Genomic DNA, 13,732 nt, shown 5'->3' with positions numbered 1-13,732 from the left:
ATATTACAGCAAGTTTATACGCAACCCTATTACTTTCCGGAAACTTTCCCTGCCACGCCTTCGACAAAATAATCCATCTTCGTCAGCGCCGCATCGTCGAGCACGCCTTTGTCCAGGCGCACCTTGCCATCGTTATCCTTGATCGGCGCGCTGAACGGATTGAGCTTGCCAGCAACCAAGTCTTTCTCGCGCGCCAATACAAACTGTTTCACGTCGGCAGGCACGGCAGCGTTGATGCCTTCCAGCTTGACCATGCCATCCTTGATGCCGCCCCAGGTGCTGCTGGACTTCCACGTGCCGTCCAGCACGGCCTGCGCCTGCTTCGTGTAGTACTCGCCCCAATGGTGGGTGACGGCGGCCAGCTGCGCCTTCGGCCCGTACTTCTTCATGTCCGAGTGGTAGGCGATCGCATATTTGCCCTTCTCTTCCGCCGCCTGCACCACTGCGGTCGAGTCCGTGTGGTGGGTGACCACGTCGGCGCCCTGGCCGATCAGGGTGATGGCCGCGTCGCGCTCCTTGCCCGGGTCGAACCAGCTATTCACCCACACCACTTTCACTTCCGCCTTCGGGTCGACGCTGCGCATGCCGCGCGTGAAGGCGTTCACTCCCTGTAACACTTCCGGGATGGGAAACGCCGCCACGTAGCCGGCCACATGGGTCTTGCTCATCTTGCCGGCCAACACGCCGGCCAGGTAGCGGCCCTCGTAGAACCGGGCGTTGGTGTTGGCCACGTTGACGGCCGTCTTGTATCCCGTCAAATGAATGAACTTCACATTAGGAAATTGCTTCGCCACTTTCAAGGTGGGATTCATGTAACCGAACGAAGTCGTGATGACCAGCTTGCTGCCCGTTTGTGCCAGGTCGCGGATCACGCGCTCCGCATCGGCGCTTTCCGGCACGTTTTCCACATACTTGGTGCTGATCTTGTTGCCCAGCGCCTTTTCCATTTCCTTGCGCGCCTGATCGTGCTGGGTGGTCCAGCCCGCGTCGCCGATGGGGCTGATGTAAACGAAACCGACATTCAATGGAGCGGCGGCCGGCGCGGCGGCCATGGCAGGCATGGCGGACATCAGCGTGGCACTGCAGACGGCGGCGCACAGTAATTTCTTGGACATGGTTTTCCTTGTGGTGAGTGATTAATTTCCGGGATTGAAATTTTTCCCCAGCGAAGCGGGCATGTTGAGCTTGATGTAATTGGCATTGCTGGAAATGAGCACGAGCACGACGATGGCCGCCACATACGGCAGCATCGACAGCAGTTGCGAGGCGATGGGCACGCCCAGCGCCTGCGCGTGGAACGTCAATATCGTGATGCCGCCGAACAGGTAGGCGCCGCCCACCACGCGCGCCGGGCGCCAGGTGGCAAAGGTCGTCAGCGCCAGCGCGATCCATCCCCGTCCCGCCACCATGCCCTCGACCCACAGCGGCGTGTACACGAGCGACAAAAATGCGCCGGCCAGACCACAGCAGGCGCCGCCGAACAGCACGGCCACCAGGCGGATGCGTCGCACGGGATAGCCGAGCGCATGCGCGGAAGACGGCGACTCGCCCACGGCGCGCAGCACCAATCCTGCCCGCGTGCGGTACAGGAACCAGGCGATGGCCAGGCACAGCAAGAGCGACAGATACACCATCGGATGCTGGCGGAACAGGGCCGGCCCCAGCACGGGAATGTCTTCCAGTACAGGGATGCCGAAGCGGCCGTTCTGCAGGCTGTTGCCCACGTACTTCAGGCCGATGTACGTGGACGCGCCCGCGCCGAACAGAGATAAAGCCAGGCCCGTCGCGTACTGGTTCGTGCCCAGCCACACGGTCAGCCAGGCAAAGAAGCCCGACAGGACCATGCTGGCCCCTGCCCCCACCAGGAAGCCCAGGGTGGGGCTGCCCGTGTTGACGGCCACGGCAAAGCCCGTGATGGCCGAGACCAGCATCATGCCTTCCGCGCCCAGGTTCACCACGCCCGCCTTTTCATTCACCAATAAACCGAGCGCGGCGAGCATCAGCGGCGTGCCCGCGTTGATGCTGGCGGCAATCAAGGGCGCTATCGTCAGGGCCAGGTTATCCATATTTTCTCCAGCGCAATTTGTATTGGATCAGCACGTCGCAGGCGAGCAAGGCGAACAGCAAGATGCCCTGGAACACGCCGGTGATGGCGCTGGGCAAGCCGAGGCGCGACTGCGCCAGTTCGCCGCCGATATAGAACAGGGCCATGACGAAGCTGGAGAAAATCACGCCCACGGGATGCAGCCGCCCCACGAAGGCGACGATGATGGCGGCAAAGCCGTAGCCGGGCGAGACCGTGGGCGTCAGCTGCCCCATCGGTCCCAGCACTTCGCAGGCGCCCGCCAGGCCCGACAGGGCGCCGCAGATCAGCAGCGACGACCACAAGGTCTTGCGCGAAGAAAAACCCGCATAGCGGGCGGCGGCGGGCGCCATGCCGCCCACGCGCAGGCGGAAACCGGCAATGCTGCGCGACAGATACAACCAGCCGCCCAGCGAGGCCAGCAGGGCAAACACGATACCCACGTGCAAGCGCGTATCGCTGATCACCATCGGCAACAGCAAGCCGTCCGACAGCAGTTTCGACTGAGGAAAATTGAACCCTTCCGGGTCGCGCAGCACGCCGTACACGAGATAGCTGAGCAGCAATTGCGCGATATAGACGAGCATCAGCGAGACGAGGATTTCGCTGGCGTTGTAACGGTCGCGCAGCCAGGCCACCAGGCCCGCCCACGCCATGCCGCCCGCCATGCCGGCCAGCAGGGAAATGCCGATGATGGCCGCGCCGCCCGCGCCATCGCCCGTGTCCAGGTACAGGGCCGCCGCGCCGCCGCAGATGGCGCCCAGGGTCAGCTGCCCTTCCGCACCGATGTTGTAGATGTTGGCGCGAAAGCAGATGGCCAGGCCCACGGCGATCAACAGCAAAGGGGCGACTTTAATCCCCAGTTCGGACCAGCCGTGCGCGTCGCGCAAGGGTTCCACGAAGAAGACGGCCAGGCCGGCCAGCGGATCGTGGCCCAGCGCAAGAAATAACAAAGCGCCGCACAGCACGGTCAGCAGCACGGCCAGCACCGGCGACAGCCACGACATCAGCCGCGACGGTGCGGGCCGGGCTTCCAGGCGCAAGGCGAACTTAGCCATGGGCAGCCTCCTGCGGCCACAGCCCGCTCATCCATTGCCCCACTAGATCCACGCTGGCCTCGCCCACGTCCAGCGACGGTGAAATTTTTCCTTTCGCCATCACCAGCAGGCGGTCGCTGATCTCGAACAATTCATCGAGTTCTTCCGATACGACCAGCAGCGCGCAACCCGCGTCGCGCAGCGCCAGCAATTCGGCGCGGATTTGCGCGGCCGCGCCCACGTCCACGCCCCAGGTCGGTTGCGCCACCACCAGCACCGTGGGTTCGCGCATGACTTCGCGTCCGACTATGTATTTCTGCAAGTTGCCGCCCGACAGGCTGCGCGCCAGCGCCTGCGGCCCGCCCGCCTTCACCTGGAAGCGGGCGATGATGGCGGCCGCCCGCTGCGCGATCGCGCCACGGCGCAGGAAACCGTGGCGGATGGTGGCGGGGGTCTGCAAGCTGAGCAGCACGTTATCGGCCAGCCCCATGTCGGGCACGGCGCCCCGCCCCAGCCGTTCTTCCGGCACGAAGCCGAAACCGAGGGCGCGGCGGCGGCCCGGCGGCAGGCGCCCGGCAGGCATGCCGTTGAGCACGATGCTGGCGGGGGCCGCGCGCAGGTCCTCGCCCGACAGGGCGGCCAGCAATTCCTGCTGGCCATTGCCGGATACGCCCGCGATGCCGACGAGCTCGCCCGCGCGCACGTCGAAATGGATATCGATCAATTGCGTGGCGAACGGATGGCTCTTCGGCAAATGCAGATTGCGCACGCTCAGCATGGCGGCGCCGGGCGTGCGCGCCACGCGCGTGACGGCGGGCGGTTCGGCGCCGATCATCATGCGCGACAGGCTGGCCGCCGACTCTTGCGAAGGGTCGCACACGCCCGCATTCTTTCCCGCGCGCACCACCGTGCACGTATGGCACAGGGCGCGGATCTCGTCGAGCTTGTGGCTGATGTACAGGATGCTGCAGCCTTCGGCCGCCAACTGGCGCAAGGTGGCAAACAGCTTTTCCACGGCGCCCGGCGTCAGCACGGACGTCGGTTCGTCGAGGATCAGCAGTTGCGGCTTGGCCAGCAAGGCGCGCACGATTTCCACGCGCTGGCATTCGCCGACGGATAGCGTGTGCACGTGGCGCTGCGGTTCCAGGTCCAGGCCGTACTGGCGCGCCGTGTCTTCGATGCGCTGCGCCAACTCCGCCATGTTGGTGCCGGCGGGCAAACCGAGGGCGATGTTTTCCACGACCGTCAAGGTATCGAACAGGGAAAAGTGCTGGAACACCATGGCGATGCCGAGCGCGCGCGCGGCCGACGGGTTGGCGATCTCGACCTCGCGGCCGTTCCACACAATGCGGCCGCCGTCGGGCTGCACGGCGCCGTAGATGATTTTCATCAGGGTCGATTTGCCGGCGCCGTTTTCGCCGAGCACGGCGTGGATTTGTCCGGGCGCGACGGTGAGATCGATGCCGTCATTGGCCACCACGGCCGGATAGCGCTTGCTGATATCGTGTAATTCCAGGCGTGCCGTCATTGTTTTTTTCGTGCCTCGCTGCGGGGTCGCCGGCCTGGTCGCCGGTGGAGGAAAAATTCAAGCTCTTGTCTCTATCGTATCGGCATCCACGGCGCTTGGGGGATGGCGTGGCGGCACGCATTTCTATTTCCGCAAAAAAACAACACCTGTCTACAATTCTGAAAAAAATTATCAGCTTTACAGCGGCCGCCTTGCCCGGCAAGGGCGGGAAGGTGCGATGATTATATGCAGGAACTGATAGTAAGTATGCAGACAAGACATATCGCCCAGTGCGGCGCTTCTCGCATCATGGATTGAACGGCGCGCAATGTCCCATCGCCGCGCTTCATGCGCTAGTGGGCTCCCCCCTGCGCCCAGCCATCCCAGTTCCCGTTTTCCAACACCGCCATCAGGAGCCGAAAGTGCCAAAAACCATACCGTGTCTGTTGCTCTGCCTCACCACCACTCTGGGCGTGGGCGCGACCGCCCAGGCTGCCGAATGGAGCGATACCGCGCTGAGCTGGCGCGCCGGCAATGATTACCGCGAACCGTTCAATCCGGACGACATCAAGAAAAATATCTTTGCCATCACGCACGCCAGCGGCTACAAATACGGCAGCAACTTCGTCAACCTGGACTTCCTGATCTCCGACAGCAAGGACCCTGGCGCACTGGGCAAGACGTCCGGCGCGCAAGAGGCGTACCTGGTGTACCGCAACACCATCGACATCGGCAAGGTGCGCGGCAGCGACATCAAGTTCGGCCCCGTGCGCGGCGTCGGCGTGACCCTGGGCTTCGACGTCAACACGAAGAATGACGTCGGCTACAACTCGCGCAAGCGCATGCTGGTGGCCGGCCCCACCCTGATGTGGGACGTGCCCGGCTTCTTCAACACCAGCCTGCTGTTGCTGCGCGAAAGCAATGCTCCCAGCGGCGCCTTCCCGCCCATCTCGCAAGTAACGGGCCGCTACACGTATAAAACCCACGCCATGCTGACGGGCGCCTGGGCCATCCCATTGTCGCCGCTGTTCTCGTTCGAAGGTTTCTTCAACCTCATCGACTCGAAAGGCAAGGATGAAGTGGGGCGCGACACGGCGGTGGAAACGAATATCGACATGCAAGTGATGTACGACGTGGGCGCAGCCCTGGGCAGCGCCAAGAACACCTTCCGCGTGGGCCTGGAATACCAGTACTGGAAGAACAAGTTCGGCAACTCGCCCGCCACCACGGGCAACGTGGGCCAGACGGCGAAGACGCCGATGATACGCGCGGAGTATCATTTCTAAGAATCATTGTCACGCATCAACACCCACCGTCGCGCCTGATGCCAGCATGAAGCTTTCCTGCTGGCGGAGAGCGCGACCGTGGAACAAGGGCTTGCGAATCATCTAACATACCGCTCACCCGGTCGCTCGAACACCTTACGCTACGATCCAATCACGTCCATCCCGTGCATGTCGCAAGACGGGATCACATTGCAGGTGCGTGGCATCACCTGCCACCCCACACGATTTGACAGGCCTCGCGCCCTCCCCGATACTTGTTCTCATCTGTACCAACTACACAAGCGCAGACTACCTTGTAGTCACGTTTGCCAGCACGAATGAATATTGTCACCCCCACCGCCCCCTACATCGGCCGCTTCGCCCCCTCCCCCTCCGGTCCCCTGCACATGGGCTCGCTCGTTGCCGCCATGGCCAGTTATCTCGATGCCAAGGTGCATCAGGGCACGTGGCTGTTGCGCATCGAGGACCTCGACTATGACCGCAATGTCGAGGGTGCCGATCTGGGTATCCTGGCCAGCCTGCGGCGCTGCGGCATGTACTGGGATGGCGAGGCGACGTGGCAGAGCCGCAGGCTGCCGCTGTACGAGGCGGCGCTGAAACAGTTGCAGGATGATGGGCTCGTGTATGCGTGCGGCTGTTCGCGCAAGGAGATCCAGGATTCGGTGCTGCAGGCGGGTGCGCCCAAGGGCGGCGCCGCAGTGTATCCGGGCACCTGCCGCCATGGTTTGGCACCGGGCAAGGCGGCGCGGGCCTGGCGGTTGCGCGTGCCGCAGGGGCCGCAAGCCGTGTACGGCTTTGCCGACCGCTGGGCTGGTCCGCAACGGCAAGACCTGGCCAGCGAGGTGGGCGACTTCATCGTGCTGCGCGGTGACGGCTTTTGGGCGTATCAGCTGGCCGTGGTGGTCGACGATGGCGCGCAGGGCATCACGCAGGTGGTGCGCGGGGCGGATCTGCTCGATTCCACGCCGCGCCAGCTGTATCTGCAGGACGTGCTGGGCTTGCCCCATCCCGGCTTTTTGCACGTGCCTGTCGTCAACAATGACAGCGGCGAGAAACTGTCGAAACAGACGGGCGCCCTCGCCTTCGATACGGGCACCGATGCGGCAGAACTGCTGGCATCGGCACTGCTTCCGGCCGCCCGTTTCCTCGGGCTCGACGTGCGCGCCGACGATGTGGAAGACTTCTGGCGGCAAGCCGTGCCCGCCTGGGCGCAGCGGCTGGCGCGCCTTCCCGGGCACGCATAAAAAAACCCGCCGCGGCGCGAGCCGGGCGGGTAGCAATGCAGGCGCCAGCACATGGCCGGCGCCTGGAACCGAACACTTAAGAAAACCGTAGCGAGCGGCGGTGAGTTGCGGCCAAGAAGCGCAGCTGTGCTTTAGCACAGTGAGCATCACAGGCCGCAAATCACGACGCGCAGCAGGTTTGCTTATGTGTTCTTAGAAGTTGCCTTTGAACTGCACACCAAATTGACGCGGCTCATTGATGAAGCCCGTGCGGTTGTTGAAGTCGATGGCGCCCGTGATACGCTGGGTGTCGGTGATGTTGCGGCCGAATGCGGCCACTTCATACTTGCCGGCATCCCAGGTGTAACCCACGCGCAAGCCGCCTTCGACCATCGGCTTGCCGGTGAACTCGGTTGCCTCATACAGGAAGAAATTGATCTTGCTGCGGTAAGCCCAATCCGTGAAGACGAAGAATTCGCCGTTTTCCATCGGGATCGAATAGCGGCCCGTGGCGGTGATCGTCCACTTCGGCGCTTGCGGCAATGGATTGCCGTCGATGATGGCGCGGTTGCCGGTGGTCAGCGGGTCCGTCACGCTGCAACGCGTCTGCGCGCAGGTAGCGATCGACAGGCTCGGGTCCTTGATTTCCGTAAAGTTATAGCTGCCGCCCAGGGACATCTTCAGGCTCGGCGTGACAAAACCTTCCAATTCCAGCTCGGCGCCGCGACCGTTCGTCTTGGCGGCATTGATCAGGCGCGTGATGTTCGACGTGCCGCCCACCACCGTCAGCTGCTGGTTTTTCACCTGGTAGTCATACACGCTGAACGCGACGCGGGCGCGGCGGTTGAACAGGTCGGCCTTGATGCCCGCTTCGTACGAGGTGATGGTTTCCGCATCGGCCACGGTGACGGGCACGCTGGTGCTGGCCGGGGCGATACTTGGCGCGCGGAAACCGGTGGCGATACGCGCGTAGAAGTTCACGTCCTTGTTGTATTTATAGGTGCCGCTCAAGTCCCAGTTGACCTTGGCTTTGCTGACATCGGCGCTGGTCGGGTTGACCTGCACGATGTTGGTCGCTTCCACCGTGTCGAAATCCTTCTTGTCCTTGGTGTAGCGCAAACCGGCGCGCAACATGAAGTCATCGTTGACGGCGTAGTTGACGGAACCGAAGGTGGCCCAGGCCGAGTTCTTCTGGCGGCTGGCCAGGTGCGTGGTCAGCACGTGCGTGCTGGTATCGAAGTTGTCAGTGAAACCGTTGGCGTTTTCATTGAAGTAGTACACGCCTGCCTGCCAGTTCAGGGGACCGGCATTTTTCGATTCGGCGCGGAATTCCTGCGAGTATTGCTTCACGCTGGTGATGCCGCCGGCCGTTTCAACCTGGAAAGGAATGAAGCCGGGGCCCGTCGGCGTGCCGCCGTCGATGTCGCCATGCGACACGTAATTGCCGACCTGCTCAAAGCCGGTGATCGAATACAGTTTAATACCGTCCAGGTCCCAGCTCAGGCGGGCGCTGGCGCCGTTGGTGCGCAGGCGCTGGAAATTCGGCGCATTCGTAAACGACTTGTTCGGGTCGAAACCGTCAACGATATCGTTCGTGCCCTGCTTGATCATGTTGGCGTAGAAGACGCGCGCGCTGCCCGTGGTGTTGCGCTGGTGCACATTGAACAGGGCGTTGAACGTGGTGTTCGGTGCGTACAGCAATTGCACGCGTTCCGCATGTTCGTTGTAGCCGTCCAGCGCATCTTTCTGGCCCGTAAACGTGTTGTCGACGTAATCGTCGCGGTGCTGGCGCAGGGTCGAGAAGCGCAGCGCCCATTCTTTGCTCAGCGGCACGTTGACGGCGCCGTCGAAGTTGGTCGTGTTGTGCGTGGCGGCGGAAACGTTGTAATAGCCTTCAACCTTGTCCAGCTTCGGCTTGACGGATTCGAACTTGACCACGCCGGCCGGCGTATTGCGGCCGAACAAGGTACCTTGCGGGCCGCGCAGCACTTCCACGCCAGCCACGTCGAAAATCGGATAACCCTTGAGGATAGGATTTTCTTGCACGACATCGTCGTAAATCAGGGAAACAGGTTGCGATGCAAAGATGTTGAAGTCGGTATTGCCGTAGCCGCGGATGTAGAAGCGGGGGAAGGTGCGGCCATTCGACGATTCCACGTTCAGGCTCGGCACTTTGCCGGCCAGCACACGGATATCCTGGCCGCTGGATACGAGCACGTCGAGCTTCTCGTCGCGCAGCAGCGACACGGAGACGGGCACGTCGCGGATATTTTCCTTGCGGCGCTGTGCCGTCACGGTCACGGTTTCCAGCTGGCTGGCAGCAGGGGTCGTATCAACAGCGACTTCATCAGCATAAGCCGAGCCGATAGGCAAGGCAGCGGACAGTGCCAGCATAGCAGCGCTTTTGGCGCACAAACGCTTGTGCATCTTGGACATCTTGATCATGTGGTTTCCCAGAAGTTTAAAAAAGAATTACGAAATCTGTCTTTCTTGCAACCTGTCTCCGGGTTATTTACGGCGCTGGACGATCGTTTGCACCATCACGGTGCAGCAGCGCGAGCGGATGTTCCCCCGCTCTCGGCGTCACTGGCTCTGTCCTGTCTGTCACTCAAGTTGACAGCGGTTCCGGCCGCATCTCTGGGATGTCTGATGAACACCAACTTTTGAGTAAGGCGCCAATTTAATTCAAGCGGCTTATGCGCTGCAAGAATATTGTTATGTAAAATATTTATTCACCAACATAAAAGCCTGACTAGTGGTTATTCAGCCACAATACGCTCAGGAGCTTGCTGTTTTATCCATTTTCCGGCCCTGGCGCCGCCATTGCGCCGCGGCGGCAAAATGCTGCCTGCAAGACAGGCTCCGGCCGGTATTTGACTGTAATATCGCCATACTTGACCTTGCCGTGCTGCCACATCCCAGTGCAGCGGCGGCGCGCAGTACCATTGCCGACCTTATCCATGCCAGAACCGAGCCAGCACAGCCACGACATCATTTCCTCCCCCGCCGCCGCGCAGGCCGCGCATATGCTGCTGGGTGCCCATTGCGACATCGTCTGGAGCACGAAAACCTTCGGCCAGTTCGATGCCGACCAGCCCTCCTGGCGCGCCTTCACGGGCCAGAGCGAGGCCGAACTGCTGGGCCGCGGCTGGCTCAATGCCCTGCATCCTGACGACCGCAACTTGCCTTACGTCATGCCGTCACATCTGACGAGCGTGTTCGAAGCGGAATACCGGCTGCGCCACGTCAGCGGCAGCTACCGCAATATGCTCGTGCGCATGCTGCCCGTGCTGGCGCCCGACGGCAGCATCGTTGAATGGCTGGGCTCGCATTGCGACGTGACGCAACAACGGCAGACGGAACAGCGGCTGCGCCTGGCCATGCAGGGCGGCCGCATGGGCACGTGGGAGATCGACCTGGGCAGCGGCAGCATGGCTTGCTCCGACGCCTTCAAGGCCAACCTGGGCTTGCCGCCTGCCAGCCACATCGATTACGCGCAGCTGACGGGCGCCATGCTCGACGGCGACCTGCAGCAGTGGCAAACGGTGGTGCACGCGGCCATCGCCAGCGCCAGCGATTTCGAGATCGATATCCGCGTGCGCTGGCCCGACAGTTCGCTGCACTGGGCGCACATGCGCGGGACCTGCGCCAGCGACGGCGCCGGCAATGTGATCGCCCTGTCCGGCATCTCGCTCGACCTGACGGCCAGCAAGCAAAACGAGGAAACCCTGCGCCTGACCCTGGCGGCCGGCGAAGTGGCCACCTGGAACTGGGACATCGTTGCCGACCGCGTCACGGCCGACAGTAATATGGCGCGCTTGTTCCCCGTCAATGCCGACGCGCCCACGGCGCCGCCGCTGGCGCGCTACCTGGACATCATCCATCCCGATGACCGCGAGCAAGTCAGCGCGCAGATTGCCCAGGCGCTGCAGGCGCACGCGCCGTTCGAGGCCAGCTACCGCGTCGCTGCCGGCGATGGCCAGTACCGCTCGGTCATCGCGCGGGGCCGCGCGGAATACGCGCCCGATGGCACGCCCTTGCAATTTCCTGGCGTGCTGCTCGACATCACGCGCCAGAAACAAGTGGAAGATGCGCTGCGGCGCAGCGAGGAACGCTACCGCACCCTGATCGAGCTGATGGACCAGGCCTTCTGCGTCATTGAAATGCTGTACGACGAGCAAGGTCGTCCCGTGGACTTCCGCTACCTGGAAGGCAACGCCGCCTTCGTCAAGCAATCGGGCCTCGACAATGCCATCGGCAAGACCATCCGCAGTTTTGTTCCCGACCACGACCAGCACTGGTTCGACCTGTACGACCAGGTCGTCAAGACGGGCGAGCCCGTGCGCTACGAAAACGAAGCCGTGGCCATGGAGCGCTGGTTCGAAGTTTTTGCGGCGCGCCTGGGCGGCCCCGGCAGCCGCCTGCTGACGGTGCTGTTCAGCGACATCAGCGAACGCAAGCGCTCGGAACAGCAGCTGCGCCAGCTGGCCGACAACCTGTCCGAGATGGACCGGCGCAAGACGGAATTCCTCGCCACCCTGGCGCACGAACTGCGCAACCCGCTGGCACCGATCCGCAACGGCTTGCAAATCATGCGCCTGGCCGCCGACAAGCCCGCCACCGTATCACGCGTACGCGATGTGATGGAGCGGCAAGTCAATCAGATGGTGCACCTGGTCAACGACTTGCTGGACGTGGCCCGCATCACGCGGGGCCAGATCGAACTCAAGCTCGAACGCGCGGACTTGAAAACCATCATCGCCAGCGCCGTGGAAACGAGCACGCCGCTGATCGAAGCGAGCCGCCACCAGTTGCAAGTGGTGCTCGACGAGCAGGCGCTGCCACTCGAGGCCGACCCCACGCGGCTGGCGCAAGTGCTGGGCAATTTGCTCAACAACGCCGCCAAGTACACGCCGGCCGGCGGCCACATCGCCTTGCGCGCGGTACGCGATGGCAACGAGGTCTTGATCGAAGTCAGGGACAGCGGCGTGGGCATCCCCGCCGAATCGATCGCCACCGTCTTCGACATGTTTACCCAGGTGGGACAAAACATGGGCCGCGCCCAGGGCGGCCTGGGCATCGGCCTGTCGCTGGTGCGGCGCCTGGCCGAGCTGCATGGCGGCAGCGCCACGGCGGCCAGTCCCGGTGCCGGCCTGGGCAGCACATTTACCGTGCGCCTGCCGCTGCTGAACGAGAAAGCCACAGCCCCCGCCGCACCGGATGCGCCCGCGCCCGTGGCCAGCGCCCGCCATTTCCGCGTGCTGGTGGTCGACGACAACGTCGATGCGGCCGATACCCTGGCGGCCGTGCTCGACATGATGGGCCATGCCACGCAAGTGGCCCACGATGGCGCCCAGGCGCTGGCCGTGGCGCCGCAATTCTTGCCTGACGTCATCTTCCTCGACATCGGCTTGCCCGGCATGAACGGCTACGAAGTGGCGCGCGCGCTGCGCCGGATACCGGCCGGCGCCAGCGTCGTGCTCGTCGCATTGACGGGCTGGGGTGCCGAAAACGACCGCAGCCAGTCGAGCGCGGCCGGCTTCGACCACCATCTGACCAAACCGGCCAACCTGCTCGCCATCGGCGAACTGCTGGCTACCCTTTCCACTCCCAAAATACCTACAGACCATGACTGACTCCCCGAACCACGTCCGCCGCCACCTCCTGCTGGCCAGCGGCGTCGCCCTGCTGTGCCCAACGCCGCTGCTGTTTGCCGCGCCCGCCACCGGCATCGCCGCCGCCCACACGCAGCTGGCCGCGCTGGAAGAGGCCGCCGGCGGACGCCTCGGCGTTGCCGCCTGGCGCCAGGGCAGCGAACTGCGCGTGGCCTACCGCGCCGATGAACGCTTTCCCCTGGCCAGCACCTTCAAGGCCATGCTGGCGGGCGCCGTGCTGGCCCGCAGCGTCAGCCAGCCGGGCTTGCTGGACCAGCACGTGCGTTACGAAAAAAAGGAACTGGTCACCTATTCGCCCATCACGGAAAAGCATCTGGCCGACGGCATGCGCGTGGCCGAGCTGTGCGCCGCCACCTTGCAGTACAGCGACAATAGCGCGGCCAATTTCCTGATGACATTATTGGGCGGGCCGCAAGCCGTGACGGCGTTTGCGCGCAGCATCGGCAACACGGTATTCCAGCTGGAACGCTGGGAAACGGAACTCAACAGCGCCATTCCCGGCGAAGTGCGCGACACGGCCAGCCCCGCGTCGATGGCGCACAGCTTGCAGCAATTATTATTGGGAAATAGTTTGCCGGCGCTGCAGCGCCAGCAACTGGACGTCTGGATGCGCGGCAACACGACGGGCGACAAGCGCATCCGCGCCGGCGTGCCTGCCGGCTGGCAGGTGGCGGATAAAACGGGCTCGGGCGCCTACGGCAGCGTCAACGACATCGGTGTGGCCTACCCGCCCAGCGGCGCGCCGCTGCTCATCGCTGTGTACTACACGCGCGAACAGAAAAACGCGGACACGAATCAGGACATCATCACGGCCGCCACGCGTATCGCGACGGCCGCGTTGGCCTAATTAGATCCAACCCTGATAAAACCGTCGCGAGCGGAAGGGAGCTGTCGTCGAGAGCGGAACTGTGCTTTAGCACA

Annotated in this window: 9 protein-coding genes; 4 read left to right on the top strand and 5 right to left on the bottom strand. The window is 63.3% G+C overall.

Annotated features, from left to right (window positions below; translation table 11 throughout):
• Positions 1-29: 29 nt before the first annotated feature.
• The 4 genes from AC07VH_RS15400 to AC07VH_RS15385 are packed head-to-tail and all read right to left on the bottom strand — an operon-like array spanning position 30 to position 4,648.
• Entirely contained in the window at positions 30-1,115 is a 1,086-nt protein-coding gene (locus tag AC07VH_RS15400; protein ID WP_494788373.1) for a BMP family ABC transporter substrate-binding protein, read from the bottom strand.
• Between the two features lie 21 nt (positions 1,116-1,136).
• Positions 1,137-2,066 (bottom strand): ABC transporter permease, encoded by a 930-nt coding sequence (locus AC07VH_RS15395; protein WP_494788374.1) that lies wholly within the window; start codon positions 2,064-2,066, stop codon positions 1,137-1,139.
• Positions 2,059-3,141 (bottom strand): ABC transporter permease, encoded by a 1,083-nt coding sequence (locus AC07VH_RS15390; RefSeq protein WP_494788375.1) that lies wholly within the window; start codon positions 3,139-3,141, stop codon positions 2,059-2,061. The genes AC07VH_RS15395 and AC07VH_RS15390 overlap by 8 nt, the downstream gene beginning before the upstream one ends.
• Entirely contained in the window at positions 3,134-4,648 is a 1,515-nt protein-coding gene (locus AC07VH_RS15385; protein WP_494788376.1) for an ABC transporter ATP-binding protein, read from the bottom strand. Before AC07VH_RS15385 ends, AC07VH_RS15390 begins: the two co-directional genes overlap by 8 nt.
• A 452-nt stretch (positions 4,649-5,100) precedes the next feature.
• Here AC07VH_RS15385 and AC07VH_RS15380 point away from each other — a divergent pair, with 452 nt between their 5' ends.
• The gene (locus AC07VH_RS15380; RefSeq protein ID WP_326458616.1) at positions 5,101-5,913 is read left to right on the top strand and encodes an outer envelope protein; all 813 of its coding nucleotides are present in this window, start codon (positions 5,101-5,103) and stop codon (positions 5,911-5,913) included.
• 317 nt (positions 5,914-6,230) lie between these two features.
• Positions 6,231-7,157 carry a tRNA glutamyl-Q(34) synthetase GluQRS gene (gene gluQRS / locus AC07VH_RS15375; RefSeq protein WP_494788377.1) on the top strand — a complete coding sequence of 309 codons (927 nt, stop codon included), beginning with the start codon at positions 6,231-6,233 and terminating at the stop codon, positions 7,155-7,157.
• A 192-nt stretch (positions 7,158-7,349) separates the two neighbouring features.
• Here gluQRS and AC07VH_RS15370 read toward each other — a convergent pair whose 3' ends face one another.
• The gene (locus AC07VH_RS15370; protein ID WP_494788378.1) at positions 7,350-9,581 is read right to left on the bottom strand and encodes a TonB-dependent receptor; all 2,232 of its coding nucleotides are present in this window, start codon (positions 9,579-9,581) and stop codon (positions 7,350-7,352) included.
• Between the two features lie 515 nt (positions 9,582-10,096).
• Between AC07VH_RS15370 and AC07VH_RS15365 the strand changes: the two genes are divergently transcribed.
• Together AC07VH_RS15365 and bla are read left to right on the top strand one after the other, a co-directional pair.
• A complete protein-coding gene (locus AC07VH_RS15365; RefSeq protein WP_494788379.1) occupies positions 10,097-12,772 on the top strand; it encodes a hybrid sensor histidine kinase/response regulator in 2,676 nt (891 codons plus the stop codon).
• On the top strand, positions 12,765-13,658 hold the full coding sequence (bla, locus tag AC07VH_RS15360) for a class A beta-lactamase (protein WP_494788380.1): 894 nt from the start codon (positions 12,765-12,767) through the stop codon (positions 13,656-13,658). Before AC07VH_RS15365 ends, bla begins: the two co-directional genes overlap by 8 nt.
• Positions 13,659-13,732 lie beyond the last annotated feature (74 nt).

Source organism: Janthinobacterium sp. GW821-FHT03C10 (assembly GCF_059420865.1).
Note: the sequence above shows the minus strand (reverse complement) of the source record. Positions and strands in the feature narration are given on the sequence as shown.

What these genes read in the sequence shown, in the direction of transcription:
- AC07VH_RS15400 (WP_494788373.1), bottom strand. Translation starts at nt 1,115, where the DNA reads ATGTCCAAGAAATTACTGTGCGCCGCCGTCTGCAGTGCCACGCTGATG.
- AC07VH_RS15395 (WP_494788374.1), bottom strand. Translation starts at nt 2,066, where the DNA reads ATGGATAACCTGGCCCTGACGATAGCGCCCTTGATTGCCGCCAGCATC.
- AC07VH_RS15390 (WP_494788375.1), bottom strand. Translation starts at nt 3,141, where the DNA reads ATGGCTAAGTTCGCCTTGCGCCTGGAAGCCCGGCCCGCACCGTCGCGG.
- AC07VH_RS15385 (WP_494788376.1), bottom strand. Translation starts at nt 4,648, where the DNA reads ATGACGGCACGCCTGGAATTACACGATATCAGCAAGCGCTATCCGGCC.
- gluQRS (WP_494788377.1), top strand. Translation starts at nt 6,231, where the DNA reads ATGAATATTGTCACCCCCACCGCCCCCTACATCGGCCGCTTCGCCCCC.
- AC07VH_RS15370 (WP_494788378.1), bottom strand. Translation starts at nt 9,581, where the DNA reads ATGATCAAGATGTCCAAGATGCACAAGCGTTTGTGCGCCAAAAGCGCT.
- AC07VH_RS15365 (WP_494788379.1), top strand. Translation starts at nt 10,097, where the DNA reads ATGCCAGAACCGAGCCAGCACAGCCACGACATCATTTCCTCCCCCGCC.
- bla (WP_494788380.1), top strand. Translation starts at nt 12,765, where the DNA reads ATGACTGACTCCCCGAACCACGTCCGCCGCCACCTCCTGCTGGCCAGC.